Annotated in this window: 21 protein-coding genes; 11 read left to right on the top strand and 10 right to left on the bottom strand. The window is 70.5% G+C overall.

What is annotated here, in order from left to right:
• The first annotated feature begins 47 nt into the window (after positions 1-47).
• A complete protein-coding gene (locus MA875_RS11550) occupies positions 48-1,010 on the top strand; it encodes a DUF1254 domain-containing protein (protein WP_248242439.1) in 963 nt (320 codons plus the stop codon).
• Here MA875_RS11550 and MA875_RS11545 read toward each other — a convergent pair.
• Complete coding sequence (locus MA875_RS11545) at positions 929-1,720, bottom strand: Pr6Pr family membrane protein (protein WP_248242438.1); 792 nt, start codon at positions 1,718-1,720, stop codon at positions 929-931. The two genes, MA875_RS11550 and MA875_RS11545, sit on opposite strands and share 82 nt — an antisense overlap.
• An 85-nt stretch (positions 1,721-1,805) precedes the next feature.
• Between MA875_RS11545 and MA875_RS11540 the strand changes: the two genes are divergently transcribed.
• Positions 1,806-3,092 carry an adenylosuccinate synthase gene (locus MA875_RS11540; RefSeq protein ID WP_248242437.1) on the top strand — a complete coding sequence of 429 codons (1,287 nt, stop codon included), beginning with the start codon at positions 1,806-1,808 and terminating at the stop codon, positions 3,090-3,092.
• Positions 3,092-4,360: a lactonase family protein gene (locus MA875_RS11535; protein ID WP_248242436.1), complete on the top strand. Its 1,269-nt coding sequence runs from the start codon at positions 3,092-3,094 to the stop codon at positions 4,358-4,360. The genes MA875_RS11540 and MA875_RS11535 overlap by 1 nt, the downstream gene beginning before the upstream one ends.
• 486 nt (positions 4,361-4,846) lie before the next feature.
• Here MA875_RS11535 and MA875_RS11530 read toward each other — a convergent pair whose 3' ends face one another.
• Positions 4,847-5,995, bottom strand: a complete 1,149-nt coding sequence (locus MA875_RS11530) for an AI-2E family transporter (protein ID WP_248242435.1) — start codon at positions 5,993-5,995, stop codon at positions 4,847-4,849.
• A gap of 84 nt (positions 5,996-6,079) precedes the next feature.
• Between MA875_RS11530 and MA875_RS11525 the strand changes: the two genes are divergently transcribed.
• The 3 genes from MA875_RS11525 to MA875_RS11515 all read left to right on the top strand — a co-directional run bounded on the left by MA875_RS11525 (position 6,080) and on the right by MA875_RS11515 (position 7,802).
• Complete coding sequence (locus tag MA875_RS11525) at positions 6,080-6,403, top strand: chorismate mutase (protein WP_248242434.1); 324 nt, start codon at positions 6,080-6,082, stop codon at positions 6,401-6,403.
• Position 6,404: 1 nt separating this feature from the next.
• Positions 6,405-7,493, top strand: coding sequence for an ATP-binding protein (locus MA875_RS11520; RefSeq protein ID WP_248242433.1), 1,089 nt, complete (start codon positions 6,405-6,407; stop codon positions 7,491-7,493).
• A 63-nt stretch (positions 7,494-7,556) separates the two neighbouring features.
• Positions 7,557-7,802: a DUF3072 domain-containing protein gene (locus MA875_RS11515; RefSeq protein WP_248242432.1), complete on the top strand. Its 246-nt coding sequence runs from the start codon at positions 7,557-7,559 to the stop codon at positions 7,800-7,802.
• Positions 7,803-7,941: 139 nt separating this feature from the next.
• Here the strand turns inward: MA875_RS11515 and MA875_RS11510 are convergent, their stop codons facing one another.
• The 6 genes from MA875_RS11510 to MA875_RS17560 all read right to left on the bottom strand — a co-directional run bounded on the left by MA875_RS11510 (position 7,942) and on the right by MA875_RS17560 (position 12,384).
• Positions 7,942-8,637, bottom strand: coding sequence for a hypothetical protein (locus MA875_RS11510; protein WP_248242431.1), 696 nt, complete (start codon positions 8,635-8,637; stop codon positions 7,942-7,944).
• The gene (locus MA875_RS11505; protein ID WP_248242430.1) at positions 8,634-9,554 is read right to left on the bottom strand and encodes an ABC transporter ATP-binding protein; all 921 of its coding nucleotides are present in this window, start codon (positions 9,552-9,554) and stop codon (positions 8,634-8,636) included. The genes MA875_RS11510 and MA875_RS11505 overlap by 4 nt, the downstream gene beginning before the upstream one ends.
• 29 nt (positions 9,555-9,583) lie before the next feature.
• Positions 9,584-9,952, bottom strand: coding sequence for a GntR family transcriptional regulator (locus tag MA875_RS11500; RefSeq protein WP_248242429.1), 369 nt, complete (start codon positions 9,950-9,952; stop codon positions 9,584-9,586).
• 311 nt (positions 9,953-10,263) lie between these two features.
• A complete protein-coding gene (locus MA875_RS11495) occupies positions 10,264-11,025 on the bottom strand; it encodes a hypothetical protein (RefSeq protein ID WP_248242428.1) in 762 nt (253 codons plus the stop codon).
• Between the two features lie 46 nt (positions 11,026-11,071).
• A complete protein-coding gene (locus MA875_RS11490) occupies positions 11,072-12,037 on the bottom strand; it encodes an HlyD family secretion protein (RefSeq protein ID WP_248242427.1) in 966 nt (321 codons plus the stop codon).
• A 212-nt stretch (positions 12,038-12,249) separates the two neighbouring features.
• Positions 12,250-12,384 (bottom strand): hypothetical protein, encoded by a 135-nt coding sequence (locus tag MA875_RS17560; protein ID WP_282448959.1) that lies wholly within the window; start codon positions 12,382-12,384, stop codon positions 12,250-12,252.
• A gap of 225 nt (positions 12,385-12,609) precedes the next feature.
• Here MA875_RS17560 and MA875_RS11485 point away from each other — a divergent pair, with 225 nt between their 5' ends.
• Positions 12,610-13,062: an SRPBCC family protein gene (locus MA875_RS11485; RefSeq protein ID WP_248242426.1), complete on the top strand. Its 453-nt coding sequence runs from the start codon at positions 12,610-12,612 to the stop codon at positions 13,060-13,062.
• A 71-nt stretch (positions 13,063-13,133) separates the two neighbouring features.
• Here MA875_RS11485 and purL read toward each other — a convergent pair whose 3' ends face one another.
• The gene (gene purL / locus MA875_RS11480; RefSeq protein ID WP_248242425.1) at positions 13,134-15,464 is read right to left on the bottom strand and encodes a phosphoribosylformylglycinamidine synthase subunit PurL; all 2,331 of its coding nucleotides are present in this window, start codon (positions 15,462-15,464) and stop codon (positions 13,134-13,136) included.
• Between the two features lie 102 nt (positions 15,465-15,566).
• On the opposite strand from purL, the gene MA875_RS11475 reads away from it, so the two are divergent.
• On the top strand, positions 15,567-15,947 hold the full coding sequence (locus MA875_RS11475; protein ID WP_248242424.1) for a VOC family protein: 381 nt from the start codon (positions 15,567-15,569) through the stop codon (positions 15,945-15,947).
• On the opposite strand, the gene MA875_RS11470 is transcribed toward MA875_RS11475, so the two are convergent.
• Positions 15,920-16,534: an Atu4866 domain-containing protein gene (locus MA875_RS11470; RefSeq protein ID WP_248242423.1), complete on the bottom strand. Its 615-nt coding sequence runs from the start codon at positions 16,532-16,534 to the stop codon at positions 15,920-15,922. The genes MA875_RS11475 and MA875_RS11470 overlap by 28 nt on opposite strands.
• A 124-nt stretch (positions 16,535-16,658) precedes the next feature.
• Here MA875_RS11470 and MA875_RS11465 point away from each other — a divergent pair, with 124 nt between their 5' ends.
• From MA875_RS11465 to MA875_RS11455, 3 genes are all read left to right on the top strand, one after another.
• A complete protein-coding gene (locus MA875_RS11465; RefSeq protein ID WP_248242422.1) occupies positions 16,659-17,573 on the top strand; it encodes a DUF808 domain-containing protein in 915 nt (304 codons plus the stop codon).
• A 76-nt stretch (positions 17,574-17,649) separates the two neighbouring features.
• On the top strand, positions 17,650-18,327 hold the full coding sequence (locus MA875_RS11460; protein WP_248242421.1) for a response regulator transcription factor: 678 nt from the start codon (positions 17,650-17,652) through the stop codon (positions 18,325-18,327).
• On the top strand, positions 18,290-19,624 hold the full coding sequence (locus MA875_RS11455) for a sensor histidine kinase (RefSeq protein WP_248242420.1): 1,335 nt from the start codon (positions 18,290-18,292) through the stop codon (positions 19,622-19,624). Before MA875_RS11460 ends, MA875_RS11455 begins: the two co-directional genes overlap by 38 nt.
• Positions 19,625-19,639: the final 15 nt, after the last annotated feature.

Below are 19,639 nucleotides of genomic sequence, written 5' to 3'. Positions count from 1 at the left end.
TGAGCGGGGTGTTTGCGCCATTTCCCGCGCTGGGCGAAAGTGGGGTCATGACGATGTATGTCGATGTCGACACCTTCGTGAGAGCCGAGACCGATCGGATGTTCGCCGACATCCAGCGGGATGCCGGCGGGGTCAATCTCTTCCGTCACAACCGCGAGCCCGCCGATGTCGAGCATCAGACCGTCATCCGGCTGAACCGCGACACCCTCTACAGCTTCGCGATCGTCGACCTCTCGGAGGGGGCCCGGCTGACGATCCCCGACGCCGCCGGCCGCTATCTGTCGGTCATGGTGCTCGATCGCGATCACTACGTCCGGGCCGTGCTGCACGAGCCGGGCGATCACGACGTCGCGGATCTCGCACCGGACGCCGACTACGTGCTCGTCGCCGCGCGGACGCTGGTCGACCCGACCGATCCCGCCGACATCGCCGAGGTCGCCGCGCTGCAGGACGGGCTGACGGTCGAGGCGGGCTCGGCGACGCCCTTCGAACCGGGCGATTGGGATGCGGCCTCGCTGAACGCCACCCGCGACGCCCTGCTCGCGCTTGCGCGCGGGTTGCAGCAGTTCGATCGCACCTTCGGCGGCCCCGACGAGGTCGATCCGGTGCGCCACCTCATCGGCGCCGCCGCCGGATGGGGCGGTTTGCCGCTGTCGGAGGCGTCGTACATGGGCGTCGAGCCGAAGGTGCCGGCCGGCACCTATCGGCTCCGGATGGCCGACGTTCCCGTCGACGGGTTCTGGTCGGTCTCGGTCTACAACGCGCGGGGCTACTTCGAGGTCAACCCCGAGGGCCGGTACAGCGTCAACAGCGTCACCGGGGTGCGGGACGAGGACGGCGCGATCACGGTGCGCTTCGTCCCGCCCGGCGGCGTGGAGGGTGCCAACGACATCCCCGTGCCCGAGGGCTGGAACTTCCTGGTGCGGCTCTACCGGCCGCGCGAGGAGATCCTCGACGGACGCTGGACGGTGCCCGACCTCGTCCCCGAGGACTCACCCGACGAGCCCTGACCCCGTCGGCGTCCGACGCCGACGACGGTGGCGGCGGTGACGATGATGCCGACGGCGATCACCACGACCCAGAAGGCCACGCCCGCGTACCCGGGGAAGATCAGGTCGGGATTGTTCGGGTTCAGGAACGGGTACGGGTACCAGAAGGGCTGCTCCGACGCCGGGTTGGTGATGAGCGGTCCGCGCACCAGGGTGTAGACGACCCACAGGATGGGGAAGATCAGGATGATGAGGATGCTGCGCCACGGCAGCGCACGGCGCCCCGGGCCGAGGAACACATCCAGCAGCAGGAAGAGCGGCGCGATCACGTGGAGGATCTCGTTCGACCAGGGCACGGTCACCCCCTGCGGGAGGGGGACGTTGCGCAGCAGCGTGTTGTAGACCACCCCGGTGATCACCATGTAGGTCGTCACGCTCGCCAGGGCTACGGCGAGGGCAGCCGGATCGGCCGCGGGCGCGGCATCCGCTGTTCTTCTCCGCCCACCCAGCCCCCGCCCGCCGGCCCACACAAGCACCGCGGCAGCGGCGCAGTTGGAGAGGATGGTGAAGAAGCTGAAGAAGTTCGTCACCACGGTCGGCAGGTGCTGCCCGGCGTCGATGCCGATGCCGATGGTGCGCACGGCCTGTCCGATGACCGCGACGACGATCGCGAGGGCCGCGACAAGGCGCAGGATGTTCCAGACAGCGGCCCAGCGAGAGGATGCCAGCATTGGCCGACTCTAGCGGCGGTCCGGGGGCGTGGGGGGCTCGCCCGATAGGATCGGGTGTAACCGTCCGACAACGGGGGAGTGGGCCATGCCAGGCATTGTGATCGTCGGCGTTCAGTGGGGTGACGAGGGCAAGGGCAAGGCCACCGACCTCCTGGGCGAGCGCACCGACTGGGTCGTGAAGTTCAACGGCGGCAACAACGCCGGACACACCGTCGTCATCGGCGACGAGAAGTACGCGCTGCACCTGCTGCCCTCGGGCATCCTGTCGCCGGGCGTCAACGCCGTCATCGGCAACGGCGTCGTGATCGACCTCGAGGTGCTCTTCGCCGAGCTGAAGGCCCTCCAGGCGCGCGGGCTCGACACCTCGCGGCTGCGGATCAGCGCCAACGCGCACGTCATCACGCAGTACCACCGCACGCTCGACAAGGTCACCGAGCGCTTCCTCGGCAAGCGCCAGATCGGCACCACGGGCCGGGGGATCGGCCCCGCGTACGCCGACAAGATCAACCGCGTCGGCATCCGCGTGCAGGACCTCTTCGACGAGAACATCCTGCGGCAGAAGGTCGAGGGGGCGCTCGATCAGAAGAACCACCTGCTGCTGAAGGTCTACAACCGCCGCGCGATCGCCGTCGAGGAGGTCGTCGACGACCTGCTCTCCTACGCCGAGCGCCTGCGGCCGATGGTCGCCGACACGTCGCTGCTACTCGACGAGGCCCTCGACCGGAACGAGGTCGTCGTCTTCGAGGGCGGCCAGGCGACCATGCTCGACGTCGATCACGGCACTTATCCCTTCGTCACGTCGTCGTCGGCGACCGCCGGCGGTGCCGCGACCGGGTCGGGCGTCGGGCCCCGGCGCCTGGACCGGATCGTCGGGATCGTCAAGGCCTACACGACGCGCGTGGGGTCGGGACCCTTCCCGACAGAGCTGTTCGACGAGCACGGCGACTTCCTGCGCTCGCGCGGCTTCGAGTTCGGCACCACGACCGGCCGCCCGCGCCGCGTCGGCTGGTACGACGCGCCCATCACCCGGTACGCCACGCGCATCAACGGCATCACCGACCTCGTGCTGACCAAGCTCGACATCCTCACGGGCCTCGACGAGATCCCCGTCTGCGTGGCCTACGACGTCGACGGCGAGCGGTTCGAGGAGGTGCCGGTCAACCAGACCGACTTCCACCACGCCCGGCCGATCTACGAGATGTTCCCCGGCTGGAAGGACGACATCTCGGGCGCGCGCACGTTCGAGGACCTCCCCCTCGCTGCGCAGGACTACGTGCTGGCGCTGGAGGAGATGAGCGGTACCCGCATCTCGGTGATCGGCGTGGGCGCGGCCCGCGATGCGGTCATCGTGCGCCACGACCTGGTGGACTGATGCGTCTTCTCGTCGGCGGATACTCCGCCGACAGCGGCGGGATCGCCGGCGGCATCGGCGTGCTCGTCGCGGGCGACGTCGATTCGCCCTCGGCCGGGGGGCCGCTGGCGTTCGTCGGCGAGGCGGTGGCGGCGAGCTCGCCGTCCTGGGTCACCTGGAACGAGCGGACGGATGTCGCGTACGCGACCCTCGAGGCCGCGGGAGCCGTGCAGGCGTACCGCCGGGTCGGGGAGGCGCGTTTCGCGCCGCTCGGCGACCCCGTCGAGGCGGGCGAGGCGGTGTGCCACGCGGCGGTCTCGCCCGACGGCTCGACCCTCGTCGCCACGTGCTGGGGTGACGGGCGGGTGGTGCGCTACGCGCTCGCCGGCGACGGCCGGATCGGTCGACCGTCGTTCGCGCCCGCCGCGGTCGACCCGGTGGGGCCGGCGGCGGGCGCGGGTGCGGGCTTGAGCGACGCGTCGGATGTCGAGGCGGCCGCCGCCGAGGTCGGCATCGACCTGGCGGCTCTCGGCCTGGGCGGGCGCGGCGATGGGGGACTGTTCGGCGGACGCGGATTGGACGGCTTCGACGGGGTCGAGCTGTTCGGCGGGGGTGGCGGTGCCGGGGCCGGTGGTTTCGGTGGTGCCGGTGTCGAGGGTGCGAGCTCCGCGGGCACGCCGCCGGTCGAGGAGCGGGTGTCGCGGGCCCATCAGACGGTGTTCCTCGCGGACGGTGTCGTCGCGACATCCGATCTGGGGTTCGATCTCGTGCGCTTCTGGCGCCTCGTCGACGGCAGGCTACGGCCGCTGCACGACGTCGCGCTGCCCTTCGGCAGCGGCCCGCGTCACATGGTGTGGCACCCGAGCGGTCACCTGTACGTGGTGACGGAGTACAGCTGCGAGGTCTTCGCGCTCGCCCCCGATGCGACGGGGCGCTGGCGGGTGGTGTCGGGCACGCCGCTCGGAGCCGGGACGCTCTCCGGAGACAGCGCCGCCGAGCTGGCGCCGTCGCGCGACGGCGCGTTCCTGTATGCCGGGGTGCGCGGCAGCGACACGATCGCCGTCGTCGCGGTGCGCGGTGCCGGCGATGCGCTCACGCCCGTGGCGCTCGTCGAGGCGGGCGTCGCGTGGCCTCGGCATCACCGCGTGGTGCGCGACACGCTGCTCGTCGCCGGGGAGCGCTCCGACGACGTGGTGTCGATGACCCTCGACATCCGGGCGGGCGTCCCCGGGCGGGTGCGCTTCCGCGCACCCGCGCCGTCGCCCACCTGTCTCACGCCCTTCGTCTGAGGGCGGGCGGCTCGGGGGCGGCGGGCGGTGTCGCCGGGCCGTGTCGCCGCGCCGCCGGTACGCAACGGCGGGGATCCACGCCGACACGCCGCCCCCGCGGCATCCCTCCCCGCGTGTCGCCCGTCCGCCGGTGCGCAACGGCGGGGATTCACGCCGACACGCCGCCCCCGCGGCATCCCTCCCGGCATGTCGCCCGTCGTGCCCCGCCGCTCGGACCGCGGCCGGGCGCCGTGCTCGGCCCAGGGTGGTCCCTGCCGCCGGTCCATGCCCGCGACCCGTCGAAAAGTGCGGTCCGGATGCCGCGGAGCTGACGTTCTCTGACGGGTCGCGGCGCGCGGGGGCGGGCCCGAGCCCTGGCGACCGCACTATCCGGTCGAGACCGACCTCGGCTGTCGAGAGCGACCGTGACGCCTTTGGGTCTCGACGGGGGAGGTGGGTTTCGGCGAAGCCCCCGCGCCCGCGGCCCCAGCGCGGCCCCCCCGCGCCCTAGACCTTCGCGTCCTGCCGCGGGATCACGACCTGCTTGATGATCAACAGGATCGACGCGGTCACGGGGATCGCGACGAGCGCCCCGAGGAGTCCGAGCAGCGTGCCGCCGACGAGCGCGCCGATGACGACGAGGGCCCCCGGCACCGCGATCGCGCGGCTCATCACGCGGGGGGTCAGCACGTACGCCTCGATCTGGATGTAGACGAGGTACGCCACGGCGAAGATCAGCGCCGTCAGGGGGCTCGTGAACAGTGCCAGGATGCTGGCGAAGATCCAGTACAGCACCGGACCCACGAGCGGGATGAGCGTGATGGTGAATGCGGCGACGGCCATCAGCGCGGGGAAGGGCAGGCCGAGGAAGAGGTGGAGGAAGAACGCCACCAGCGAGTTGAAGAACGCCAGCACCACCATGCCCATGAGGTAGCCGCCGATGGAGTCGGTGATCTCATCGGTCATCGACCGCACCTTGGTGCGGTAGCGCGCGGGGCTCAGCCGGGTGAACGCCACCTTCATCGTGTCGAGCGACGCGAGGAAGTACAGGCTCAGCACCAGCACGATGAGAAGGCCCGAGATGGTCGTCGCGATCGTGGCGCCGACCTGCAGCACGCCGCCGCCGATCGCGGCGATGTTCGCGGGGTTGGTGATGAAGGTCTCGAACTCGCTGAGCAGGTTGCCGATCTGGTCGCCGAAAGTGTTCTGCAGCCAGGCGTAGACGTCGGAGTTCTGGAAGGCGTTGATGGTCGAAGGCAGGTCGCTGAAGAACTGCGAGATCTGCCGCACCAGGGTCGGCACGACGAGCGAGACGACCCCGACCAGGATGATCGCGAACCCCGCGAACACGATGAGGATCGCCCAGCCGCGGCCGAGCCCGCGACGCTCGAGGAAGCGCACGATCGGATCGAGCCCGAGCGCGGCGAAGAGCGCGAATGCGATGTAGATCAGCACCGTGGAGAGGTTGATGACGGCGACCCCGAGCCCGAGCGCGACGAGTCCGCCCAGGGTGAGGAAGAAGCCGATCGCGAACGGGTTGTTCACGCTGGCGAAGAGGGCGCGGCGCGGTACGTACGTCGTCTCGACGGGGGCGTCGGTCCCGCCGGCGGGTGCGTCGTCCGCAGGCGGCGGGGTGGCCGGGGTGGCGTCGCTCATGGTCACACTCTAGGGGCGCAGTGCCCGCGCCCTCGGCGGCACTCGGGGCCGCGCGGTATGGTCGTGGATCGGGGAAGGACTGCCATGACGACTGAGGATCCCACGGCCACTCTGCGGCGCTTGCGTGCGAGCATCGACAACGTCGACGCGGCGCTGGTCTTCCTTCTGGCCGAACGCTTCCGCTGCACCCAGCAGGTCGGCGAGCTCAAGGCCGCGCACGGCATGCCGGCCTCCGACCCCGGGCGCGAGGAGCAGCAGATCGCCCGGCTGAAACGCCTGGCCCAGGAGGCCGATCTCGATCCCGAGTTCGCCGAGAAGTGGTTCAATTTCGTCGTCGCCGAGGTGATCCGCCACCACACCGCCGCGGGCGCCACCGGTGCCACGGACGTCGTGAGCGAAAGCCGCTGAGATGACCGACCGCCTCGCCATCGGGACGCTGCTCGAAGCTGCCGAACCCACCCCCGCGCAGGTGCTCGCCCGCAAGCTCAACCGGCACACCTTCTGGTGCGGGCAGAGCGGGTCGGGCAAGACCTACGCCCTGGGTGTTCTGCTCGAGCGCGTCATCCTGCACACGCGCCTGCCCCTGGTCATCCTCGATCCCAATTCCGATTTCGTGGGCCTCGGCACGGTGCGGGAGACGGCGGATGACGCGGTGCGCGCCGCCTGGGAGGAGCGCGACATCCGCGTGTTCCGCCCGGGCCGCGACCGGCCCGACGCCCTGCAGGCGCGCTTCCTCGACATGCCGTGGCGCTCGCGGGCGGCGCTGCTCGACCTCGATCCGATCCGGGATGCGGAGGACTTCAACGCCCTCGTGAAGCTCGAGGCCGAGCTCGATGTCATCCGTCGCGGGAGCCTGGTGACCTACCTCCGATCGGGCGACGATCCGGCGCGCCACCGGCTTGCGACCCGGCTGGAGAACCTCGGCCTCGGTGCGTGGGGGCTCTGGGCGTGGCGGGGCCGGAGCGTCACCGACGACATCGGCGAGCAGCCCGACGCGACGGTGCTCGACCTCGGCGGCTTCCCGACCCGGGCGGAGATGCTCGCGGCCGCGCTCGCCGTGCTCGACCACCTGTGGGAGCGCCGAGCCGACCGGGTCGGCCGGCTGATCGTGATCGACGAGGCGCACAACCTCGTGCAGCCGAACCCGGTGACCCCGGTGGAGCGGGAGCTCACCGAGCGCATCGTGCAGATCGCGGCGGAGGGCCGGAAGTACGGGCTGTGGCTGCTGCTGTCCACGCAGCGCCCCTCGAAGGTGCACCCCAATGCCCTCTCGCAGTGCGACAACCTCGCGCTCATGCGCATGAGCTCGCCCCGCGACCTGGTCGAGCTGGGCGAGGTGTTCGGGTACGCGCCCGCCGCGCTGGTGGAGCGTTCTCCGCTGTTCGCGCAGGGCCAGGCGCTCTTCGCCGGTGGTTTCGTCGAGACCGCCGGGCTCGTGCAGATGGGTGACCGGTGGACGGTCGAGGGGGGAAGCGACGTGGCGGTTCCGCTTCGCTGACACCGGGCGCTCCCGATGTCAAGGGCGGGAGGGATGGCGCGAGCTCCGCGTACTCTCGAACGCATGTCCGATAACACCTCCGGCGCCGAGACACTCGGCGCGACCACCTCCCGCGACACCGGCAACCCCGCCGAGAAGGACCCGTCCGACTGGGTCACCGGCGACGAGCCGATGACCGCTCCGCAGCGCAGCTACCTCGACACCCTGGCCCGCGAGGCGGGCGAGGAGCTGTCGGCCGATCTCACCAAGGCCGAGGCGTCCGAGCACATCGAACGGCTGCAGGAGAAGACGGGCCGCTCCGCGGAGTGACGCGCCGCGCGCGCACATCCCGAGCTTCCCCCGTCACGTTCTGCCCCTGCTCGGGTGAGCAGGCGGGCAGATCGTGACGGGGGAGCAGGCGGGCAGATCAAGATGGGGGAGCAGGGGGTGGATGCCGCGCGGCGGCGGTTCAGGGTGTGGCGCGGCGGAGCGTGGCGAACGCGGCCGCGGCGAGGGCGGCGGCTGCGATGAGGCCCCAGGCGGCCATCCCCAGTGGACCCTGCTCGCCGATCCAGCTGAACACCTGACCCCAGGCGTTCAGACGTCCGACGACGAACATCGCCGCGACGAGGACGACCCCCAGGCCGATGAGGCTCACGGTGAAGACCGTGGGGCCGAACCGCTTGTAGACGGTGGCCCCGGTGAACCCGAGGGTGAACATCAGCATCGCGATGGCGAAGAAGATGAACGCGGCACCGTGGGGCCCGCCCTGCCAGATCTCGGCGGAGTAGAAGAAGTAGCCGTTCAGCCCCCACCCGCCGGTGAGCGTCTCGATCCACCCGCCGATGACGAACACCACCGCCAGGCTCGCGGCGCTGAGCGCGGCGATGAGATACGTGCCGAAGAAGAACTCGCGGCGGGTGACGCTCATGGCCTGTGAGAACGGGAACGTCAGGGTCAGGGCCTGCACGCCCACGACGGCGAGGTACCACAGCGGTGCCTGCGCGCCGCCGCCGTAGAAGTTCCCGGTCACGCCCGACCCGGCGAGGATCCACCAGATCGCGACGGACAGGATGAAGGCGCCGCCGAGCACGAGGAGCGGCACCCAGACGTAGGTCTGACGGTTGATCAGCTGCATCCTGACGACACGCAGTGTGCGATTCATCGGAGTGCTCCTTCCTCGAGCGAGCTGGACACGCCGCCCTGCTCGGCGGCGTGCTGGGTGGTGCGGACGATCAGCTGCTGCAGCGAGACGGGAGCGACATCCAGCCCCGCCGCCGCCATGCGTGCGCGGTCGTCCGAGGTGAGTCGCCCCAGCACCGTGACCGATGTGGTGCGACCGAGGCTCTGCCGGTGGATGATCTCGCGGCCGGCGGTGAAGGCCTCCACCGCCGCGGCGTCGCCGACGATGTTGGCGGCGCGGTCGCGGATCTCGTCGGTCTCCTCGTCCATGACGATGCGCCCCCGGTCGATGACCAGGACCCGGCCGAGGAGGTTCGACACCTCGTCGATCAGGTGGCTGGAGAGGATGATCGTCCGCGGGTGCTCGGCGTAGTCGCTGAGCAGGCGGTCGTAGAAGATCTGGCGGGCGACCGCGTCGAGACCGAGGTAGGGCTCGTCGAAGAAGGTGATCTCGGCGCGGGAGGCCAGCCCGATGATGACGCCGACCGCCGAGAGCTGCCCGCGCGAGAGCTTCTTGATGGTGCGGCCCTTCAGGGGCAGCTGGAAGTCGTCGACCAGCTGATCGGCGAGCTCCTGGTCCCAGTGGGGGAAGAAGAGCCGGGCCATCCGCAGCGCGTGACGCGGAGTCGCGTCATCCGGGTACTTCTGGCTCTCCCGCACGAAGCACATGCGCTCGAGCACCCGCGCATTCTCGTACGGGTGCTGGCCGAACACCCGCACGGTGCCGCTCGTGGCGAAGTTCTGGGCGGTGAGGATCGACATCACCGTCGTCTTGCCCGCACCGTTTCGGCCGAGGAGGCCGTAGATGGTGTCCTTCTCGATGGAGAAGCTGACGTCGTCGACCGCGACGGTGTCGCGGTAGCGCTTGGTCAGGTGCTCCACCTCGATCACGTGCGTCATCGTGGTGTCCTTTCGAAAGATCGGGGGACTCAGGGTTCGGTGACCGCGGCGCGGTCGTTGATCAAGGCCGTCAGATCGGCGGGGCCGAGGCCGAGCTTGCGTGCTTCGGCCAGCAGCGGTTCGACGTAGCGGTCGGCGAAGGCGGTGCGGCGCTCGTCGAGCAGGCGCTCGCGGGCGCCCGGGGCGACGAACATGCCGATTCCGCGGCGCTTGTACAGCACACCCTTGTCGACGAGCATGTTCACTCCTTTGGCGGCGGTGGCGGGGTTGATGCGGTGGAAGGCGGCGAGCTCGTTCGTCGACGGCGCCTGGCTCTCCTCGGTGAGGCTGCCGTCGATGATCGCGTCCTCCACGCTCTCGGCGATCTGGAGGAAGAGCGCTCTGCCTTCTTCGACCACGTCAGCTCCTCACCGGTTCATTAGTTGACTAACCAACCATGCAACACGGGTGGGGTCGTGTCAACCCCACGTCGGGACAAAGCGCGACGCGGGAGCGGAAAGCGGCTCGCCCTAGGTCGCTTCTCCCGTCACGTTTGGCCCCGATGCTGCGGCGGCAGGGGCGTATTGCGACGGGGGAGCAGGAAGGCGGCCGTGCCTAGGTCGCTTCCCCCGTCACGTTCCGCCCCGATGCTGGGGCGGCAGGGGCGTATTGCGACGGGGGAGCAGGAACGCGGGGACGGGGCAGCGGGGAAGTGCTGCCGAAGGGGCGCTCAGGCGGGCGGAGAGGGAGCCGCGGGCGGCGCGGTCGAGGGGCGCGCCGGAAGCTCGTGCGCCACCTTCTTCTCGAGGACCTCGATCGCGTCGTCGGACAGCAGCAGCAGCCCGTCGAGCTCCTCGCGCACCCGACGGTAGGCGAGCTGCCGCTCCGCGGGGGTCGCCGCCTCGTCGACGGCCACGGTGAGCAGCTGTTGCGCGGTGTCGAGGCGCTTGCGCTCCTCGGCGCTGAAGTTCGCGTCCTTCACCCGCCGCGCGTCGCGCTCGGCCAGGTCGAACGCGACCTCGTAGTCGGTGACCGCGTCGCGATACTCCTTCAGCTGCTCGACGCTGAGGCGCGCCGAAGCGGTCGGCGGGCGCAGCCGGTCAGCGACGCGCTTCGCGCGCAGGAACGCAGCGGTGAGCGGCTGGCGCCCGTCGCTCATGGCGGGGAAAGCGATGAGCTTGGCGACATCCAGCTCGTACTCCAGCCAGCGGGCGGTCACGTCGTCGTGGATCGCGAAGAGCTGCGTCAGCGTGGGGTCGGGAGGGATGGATGCCGCGGAGCCGCCGCTCCTGTCAGCATCACCCGAGCTTGCCGGCGGCGCCGCGACCGCGGGCACGGCACCCGAGCGCAGCTCGGCCTTGGCGCGCATCATCTCCAGGCGCCGCCGGTGACGACGCTCCGATGCCCGGTCGAACGACTTGATCGCACCGCCGATGGCGGCGCCGATCGGGAAGATCAGCCACCAGAACATCCAGATGTTCGACCAGTCCACCCGTCATCCCCACTCGATCGTCGCCTCGCGGATCGCCGCGCCGCTGTCAGTCCTGCGGTCGCCGCGCTCCGCGCGAGGGGACCGGCCACACCGGGGCGGCCGGAGGACGTGTCGGGCGATCCTCGCGCGGACCGGTCGCGGCCCCCTGCGGAGGCGCCGGGTCTGCCTTGGGCGCGGCGCCCGTGGCATCCGCTCGTCCGCCGGCGCGTTCGCGATTGCGGGCATTCGACTCCGCGACCCGCGCGATCGCCTCGGTTCCGCGCGCGATCACGGTCTGAGCGACCGACTGGGCGAGGTCGACCCAGTGCGGGTCGTCCTGTCGCGACGGCCCGGAGCCCGCACCCGCCGCTCGCCATGCTTCGCGCTCGGCGCGCTCGAAGAGCTTGCCGAGATTCTCGACCGCAGCGCGATACTGCGCGAACTCGACCGGCGTCATGCGCGTGACCGGCGTCGGCGGGCGAAGGCGTCCGGCCTCGGCGCGAGCGGCGAGGTAGGCCGCCGTGGACGGCTGGCGCACGTCGCTCATCGCCGGGAAGGCGATGCGCTTGGCGGGGTCGGTCTCGTACTCCAGCCAGCGGGTGTCGATCGCCGTGTGCGCGGCCATCAGCCGGGCGAGCGGCAGGGAGTCGGGGTCGGCCTTGGCGCGCGGGATCGTCGCCCGCGCCGCCGACACCTGAATCCGTCGCAGCCGGATCTCGGCGTGCGCGGCGCGCACCTCTCGCTGAGCCTGCTGCAGCCGCTGCCGGGCGAGGAACACCTCGGATGCCGGGACCCGGTCGGCCGCGCGATCGGCCTGAGCGCGGGCCAGCTCCGCACGCGCGACCCTCACCTCGACCCGCGAGGCGGTGACGGCGTCGCGCGCTTCGCGCAGCTCGTGCCGCGCGGCGTGGAGGGCGAGACGCCGCGAGCCCTTAGCGCGCTGATGGCGCAGCCCGAACCATCCGATGGTTCCGGCGCCGGCTGCCGACGCCCCGATCCACCAGAACTCGGCGATGGCCGTGAACGGGTCCACCTGGCCATGCTAACCACGGTGGCTGGACGCGGGCCACGAGTTCTGCGCGCGCGGCGCGCGTTGCGGGCGCTGCGGAGCCTCAGCTCGAGGCGCTGGGGAGGTCATCGACGTACGGGAGGTGCGGAAAGGCCTTCCCCATCCTCCGGTGCGCTGATCTCCTCCCGTGGGCGGGCGAGCGCGGGCGGGGAGGCCGGGCGCCCGCGCGCCGCGCGTCAGCCGAAGAGCAGAGACAGCACGGTCGCCCCGCCGCCGACGAGGATGAGCGAGAGGATGACGACCCAGGCCACCGCCTTGATCCGGCGCTGGCGCGCGTCGCTGTACAGGGCGAAATCGTCGTCGTCGCTCATCGGCTCTCCGTCCGGGGGTCTTCTCCAGTCTAGGGAGCGCCCCGCGGCATCCGCCCCCGCCCGCCGCATCCGTCCCCGCCCGCAGCACCCGTCCCCGCCCGGGCGCAGCGCGGGACATTAGCCGACCGACCGGCGGGCGTCAACGCCAGAGGCCCATCGATCCGCGCTCGATAGATTTCCCAGCGACGGCGCCGAACCCGGCGCTGTCGACGAAAGGAGTGCGACATGGCGCGCATCATCGAAACCGTCGATGTCGATGTCCCGGTCTCCATGGCCTACAACCAGTGGACCCAGTTCGAGACCTTCCCCGAGTTCCTCAGCTTCGTCCAGTCGATCACCCAGCTGGATGACACCCACAACCACTGGCGCGTGAAGATCGGCACTGTCGAGCGCGAGTTCGACGCCGAGATCACCGAGCAGCACCCCGATGAGCGCGTCGCATGGCGCAGCACCGGGGGCGAGGACCACGCCGGTGTGGTGACCTTCCACAAGCTCAGCGACACCGAGACCCGCGTCACGGTGCAGCTGGACTGGGAGCCGCAGGGCTTCGTCGAGCACGTCGGGGATGCCCTGGGCATCGACGACCGCTCGGTGAAGAAGGACCTGAAGAACTTCAAGACGTTCATCGAGTCGCGCGGCGCCGAAACCGGCGCGTGGCGCGGTGACGTGCAGGCCTGACACAGGTCTGCAGGCGGGGGCCGGAAGAGCCGGGGGCGTGATGCTCCCGGCTCTTCGACGTTCGCGGGTCGTCAGCGCGCGGCGGGCTCGCTGATCGTCGGGCCGAAGGCGTCGGGGAGCGTCGCGCGCGAGATCATCCCGAGCTCGGGCAACGGCACCGAGAAGAGCCCCTGCACCTGCAGCTCGGCGTCGCCGTCGGCGGGGGCGTCGGTCACGCCGATGCGCAGCACCGGGTAGCCGCGCCCCTCACACAGACCGCGGAACTTCACGTCGTCCTCGCGGGGCACCGACACCAGCACTCGTCCGGTCGATTCGGAGAACAGAGCGGATGCCGCGTCGACGCCGTCTCGCTCCATGATCTCCGTCAGCCACACGCGGGCTCCGATGCCGAACCGCAGCACCGAGTCGGCGAGGGCCTGCGCGAGTCCGCCCGTGGAGAGGTCGTGGGCGCCCGAGACGAGTCCCTGCTGCGAGGCCGCGTGCAGCAGCTCGGCGAGGCGCTTCTCCTGCGCGAGGTCGACCGCCGGTGGGCGCCCGCCGAGGTGGTTGTGCACGGTCTCGGCCCAGGCCGACCCGCTCAGCTCGGTCGACGTCACGCCCAGGAGGTAGATGTTCTCGCCGGCGTCCTGCCACCCCGAGGGGATGCGGCGGGCGACGTCGTCGATGATGCCGAGCACACCCACCACGGGGGTGGGGTGGATCGGCTGATCGCCGGTCTGGTTGTAGAACGAGACGTTGCCGCCCGTGACCGGGACGCCGAGCTCGAGACATCCGTCCGCGAGCCCCTCGACCGCGCGGGAGAACTGCCACATGACCTCGGGATTCTCGGGGCTGCCGAAGTTCAGGCAGTCGGTCACCGCGGTCGGCTCGGCGCCGGTGACGGCGACGTTGCGGTACGCCTCGGCGAGGGCGAGCTTGGCGCCCTCGTAGGGGTCGAGCTGGCAGTACCGGCCGTTGCAGTCGGTGGCGATGGCGAAGCCGAGGCCGGAGTGCTCGTCGACGCGGATCATGCCGGCGTCGTCGGGGAACGACAGCGCGGTGTTGCCCATCACGTAGTAGTCGTACTGGTTGGTCACCCACGACGGGTCGGCGAGGTTCGGGCTGCCGACGAGGGCGAGGAACTGCTCGCGCAGGCTCGCCGGGTCGTTCTGCCGGGGGAGGGCCGCGGCCGAGTCATCCCGCAGCGCATCGATCCACGTCGGGTAGGCGACGGGGCGCTCGTAGACCGGCCCGTCGACGGCGACCGTGGACGGATCGACGTTGACGATCTCCTCGCCGTGCCAGAAGATCTGCAGGCGACCGTCGCCGGTGACCTCGCCGAGGACGCTCGTCTCTACGTCCCACTTCGTGGTCACCGCGAGGAAGGCGTCGAGTTTCTCAGGGGCGACGATCGCCATCATCCGCTCCTGGCTCTCACTCATGAGGATCTCCTCGGGCGTGAGCGTGGGGTCGCGCAGCAGCACCTTCTCCAGGTCGACGCGCATGCCCGACCCGCCGTTGGCGGCGAGCTCGCTCGTGGCGCACGAGATGCCGGCGGCGCCGAGGTCTTGGATCGCCTCGACGAGCTCGTCGCGGTAGAGCTCGAGGCAGCACTCGATGAGGACCTTCTCGGCGAAGGGGTCGCCGACCTGCACCGCGGGGCGCTTGGTGGGTCCGGTGGCATCGAACGAGTCGGAGGCGAGGATGGATGCTCCGCCGATGCCGTCTCCGCCGGTGCGAGCGCCGAACAGCACGACCTTGTTGCCGGCGCCGCTGGCGTTGGCGAGCTTCAGGTCCTCGTGACGGAGGACGCCGACCGCGAGCGCGTTGACGAGCGGGTTCCCCTGGTAGACGCGGTCGAAGACCGTCTCGCCGCCGATGTTCGGCAGGCCCAAGCAGTTGGCGTAGAAGGAGATGCCGCTGACGACGCCATGGACGACCCGCGCGGTGTCGGGGTCGTCGATCGCGCCGAACCGCAGCTGGTCCATGACGGCGACGGGCCGCGCACCCATGGAGATGATGTCGCGGACGATCCCGCCGACGCCGGTCGCGGCGCCCTGGAACGGCTCGATGTAGCTCGGGTGATTGTGCGACTCGACCTTGAAGGTGACCGCCCAGCCCTCACCGATGTCGACGACGCCGGCGTTCTGGCCCATCCCGACCATGAGGCGCTTCTTCATCTCGTCGGAGACCTTCTGCCCGAACTGGCGGAGGTAGATCTTCGACGACTTGTAGGAGCAGTGCTCGCTCCACATGACGGAGTACATCGCCAGCTCGCCGCTCGTCGGACGGCGGCCGAGGATCTCGCGGATGCGCTCGTACTCGTCGGGCTTCAGGCCCAGCGCGGCGTACGGCTGCTCCTTCTCCGGGGTCGCGAGGGCGTTCGAAACGGTATCGGCCAAGGAGGCGGAGGGAGTGGTCACGCGGCTGAACTCCTGAGAATCGCGGGGCGCCGGACGCGATCAGTCTAGTTGCGCGCCCGACATCCCTCGCGAGAAGACGCCGGGTGGCGTAGCGTTCGCCGCATGCTCACCATCGGTTCCATCGTCATCCGTGTCGACGACCTCGACGCGCAGATCGCGTTCTGGACACGGGCCCTCGACTACGAGGTGCGAGAACCGCGGGATGTCGACTTCGCGCTGCTGCGACCGCGCCGCGGCCCGGGTCCGAATGTGTCCCTCGATGCGGTGCCGGCGCCTCGCGCGCTGCCGCCGAAGATCCACCTCGATCTCTACGCCGAGAATCAGAAGGCCGAGGTGTCGCGGCTCACGGCGCTCGGCGCGAGGATCGTGCCGTGGGACCGGATGCCGGCAGACGCCGACTTCGTGATCATGGAAGACCCCGAGGGCGTCCGGTTCTGCGTCATCGACGGCGGTGATCAGGGCTCCAGCACGAACCCCGCGTGATGCAGCTGGCGGCCGTGGAACTGCCCGAACGCCCAGAATCCCGTGTCGTCGAGATAGGTGATCCTCGCTCCGTCGATCCAGAACCGGCCCGTCCAGGCGTTTCGTCGGCCGCTCCGCGTCTCGCTGTACCGACCATCCGCGGTCAAGAACTGCGTCATGTCGCGGCGCGGGTCGGTCCACGCCGCGAGGCGCGGATCGGTGGCGCTGACCCCAGCGCCCTCCGGCCGAACCGCCCGACCGTCCCGGACGATCACCGAACCGTCGACGACGACGGCGCGGAGTCGCTCGGGGCGGACGACGAGCATGTTCCGGATCTCGTCCGGCCCCACGCGCCCGTCGATGACGGCGAAGGTCGCAGGGTTCCCCGGGATGAGGTCGAACGCGTCCGCGGCGGGTGGTTCCGGCGCGGCGAAGACGGTGTCGACGAAGAGCGGCACCACGGACGAGCCGCGGGCGTCGATGACCGTCGGCGCAGTCGCGCGGTCCGCGTCGGAGACGACCGTCGAGCCTTGAACGGACAGGTCGCCGACGGCGGTGTCGACGGGTGTCCGGTGGACGGTGCCACCGCAGACGGTGAGACCGACCATCGCTACCACTCCCTGCGTCCATCTGCCATATGCGGGATGCTACGGGGCGCGAGCGACTAGCGTGGTGGCCTGGCGTTGCGGAGCTGTCGTGTTCCGATCGCCGACGCCGTGAGGAGAAGCGCACATGTCGGTAGGCCTGCTCGCCGTCGTCGATGACATCCTCACCGCCGCGCTGAAGGCGAGCGCGAAGACCGCGGGCGTCGTCATCGACGATGCGGCGGTGACGCCTCAGTACGTCCAGGGCATCACCCCGGCACGTGAACTTCCCGTCGTGTGGAAGATCGCGCTCGGAAGCCTCGTCAACAAGTTCGTCATCATCATCCCGATCGCGCTGCTGCTCACCGCTTTCGCGCCGTGGGTGCTGCCGTTCCTGTTGATCATCGGCGGCGGCTTCCTCTGCTACGAGGGTGCCGAGAAGGTGATGGAGTGGTTCGGCGCGCACCACGAGACCGAGGACGACGAGCCGCGGGATGAGAAGAAGCTCGTGTTCGGCGCGATCCGCACCGACCTGATCCTCAGCACCGAGATCATGCTCATCGCCCTCACGAGCCTTGATCCGGGCTTCGGGCTGGGAATGACGCTCGCCGCGCTCGCGGTCATCGGGCTCGGCATGACCGCGCTGGTATACGGGGCGGTCGCCCTGCTGGTGAAGATCGACGACATCGGCCTCCGGCTCATGAAGAGTCCGTCACGCAGCGTGCGCCGCGCAGGAGCCCGCGTCGTCGCATCCATGCCGGCGGTGTTCCGTGTGATCAGCGTCATCGGCACGGTCGCGATGCTCTGGGTCGGCGGTCACCTCGTCATCACCAACCTGGCTGAGACGTTCTGGCACGGGCCCTACGACCTCCTGCACGCGATCACGCATCTCGTCGAGGCCGCCGGCCCCGTCGTCGTCTGGATCGTCGACACCGCCGTCTCGGCCGTCTTCGGTCTTGTCGCCGGGCTGATCATCGTCGGTGTGGTGATGGGTGTCCGCCGCCTCCTTCCGTCGTCGCGACGAGAGCGCGCACACCACGGGGCCGCGTCGTCGTCGGAGTGATCCGCCGCCGACTCTGTGATCCCCCGCTCCGGCCCGCTTCAGCCGCGCTTCAGGACATCCCGCGAGACTGTTCGAGATGCGAATTCTGGTAGTCGATGACGAGGTGCGGCTCGCCGACGGCGTGCGCCGCGGCTTGGAGGCCGAGGGCTTCGCCGTCGATGTCGCGCACAACGGGGTCGACGGTCTGTGGCGTGCGCGGAATGCCCGCTACGACGCGATCGTGCTCGACCTGATGATGCCCGGGATGAGCGGTTGGAAGGTGTGCGAAGCGCTGCGCGCCGAGGAGAACTGGACTCCCGTGCTCATGCTGACCGCGAAAGACGGCGAGTGGGACCAGGTGGAGGCCTTCGACACCGGCGCGGATGACTTCGTGACCAAGCCCTTCTCGTTCGCCGTGCTGGTGGCGCGGCTTCGCGCACTGATCCGCCGGGGTGGGGTGGAACGGCCCGTGGTGTGGGAGGCGGGAGATCTCCGGGTCGACTCGGGCGCGCGCCGGGTCTGGCGGGGTGAGACCGCCGTCGAGCTCACCGCGCGGGAGTTCTCGGTGCTGGAGTACCTGATCCGCCGCCGCGGCCAGGTGGTGTCCAAGCGCGACCTCATCGCAGGCGTCTGGGACGACGATTTCGACGGCGACCCGAACATCGTCGAGGTGTACGTCGGGCACCTGCGGCGCAAACTCGACCGGCCGTTCGGCCGCGAGACCATCGAAACCGTCCGTGGCGCCGGCTACCGACTGGCGGCGGACGGTGGCTAGGCCGGCCTGGCGCTCGGTGCGCGCCCGGACCACCCTGGCCGCAACGGTGGTCGTGGCCGTCGTACTCATCGTGGGGGCGGTGGCGTTCTTCCAGGTGCTTCGCACGAGCGTCTCGGCCGCGTCGGAGCGCGCCGCCACCACCCGGGCCGAAGAGCTCGCCGACCGGATCGAGTCGGAGGGCTACGGCACCGTGACGGGCCTGGACGACGAAATCGTCCAGATCGTCGCTGCCGACGGACGGGTGGTGGCCGCCAGTGAGGAAGCCGAGGGGGAGATCCTGCCTCTCTCCGACGACCCCCGGGTGGCGCCGATCGACGACGACCCGGTGCTGTTCGTCTCGGAGGATCTCGACGACGATCTCGTGCTGGTGGTCGGCGTGCCGATCGACGACGACACCGAGACGCTCGGCACGGTCGGGCTGCTGCTGGGGATCGCGGTGCCGCTGATCGTCGGATTGGTGGCGGCGACGACGTGGTTCGTGGTGGCCCGGGCCCTTCGCCCGGTCGCGCGGATACAGGCGCAGGTGGCCGGCATCACGGCCGACCGTCTCGAGCAGCGCGTGCCCGTCCCGGATTCCGGCGACGAGATCGCCGCGCTGGCGGTGACGATGAACGGCATGCTCGACCGGCTCGACGCGTCGGCGCAGGCGCAGCGCCGTTTCATCTCCGACGCCTCTCACGAGCTCCGGTCGCCGCTGTCGACGATCCGCCAGCACGCCGAGCTCGCGCAGACCCACCCCCAGGCGATGTCGATGGCGGAGCTTGCCGAGGTGGTGCGCGACGAGGGGCTGCGGCTGCAGGGTCTCGTCGATGCACTGCTGCTGCTCGCGCGGCTCGACGAGGCTCCCGCCTCCTCCGGGCAACCGGTCGATCTCGACGACCTCGCTCTGGCGGAGGCGGTGCGGTTGCGAGCGGCGGGACATGAGGTGGATGCCGCGGGTGTGGGTGCCGCGCGGGTGCAGGGTGACCCTCAGCTCCTGGCGCAGCTCGTGCGCAATCTCGCCGACAACGCGGCCCGGCACGCGCGCGGCCGGATCGCGATCTCGGTCGAGCAGCGCGGTTCTCACGCCACCCTGACGGTCGAGGACGACGGTGACGGGGTTCCCGTCGCCGATCGCGACCGCGTCTTCGAACGGTTCGTGCGTCTCGACGAGGCGCGCGCCCGCGACGACGGCGGGGCGGGCCTGGGCCTTGCGATCGTCCGCGGCATCGCGACGTCGTCGCGCGGCGACGTGACGCTCGGTGAGTCGCGCTGGGGTGGCGCCCGCTTCACCGTGACCCTGCCCGCGGCATCCTGAAGAGCGATTCAGAAT

Source organism: Microbacterium kunmingense (assembly GCF_023155745.1).
GTDB lineage: Bacteria > Actinomycetota > Actinomycetes > Actinomycetales > Microbacteriaceae > Microbacterium > Microbacterium kunmingense.
The sequence above is the reverse complement of the archived record's forward strand: the minus strand, read 5'-3'. Positions and strand labels throughout refer to the sequence as shown.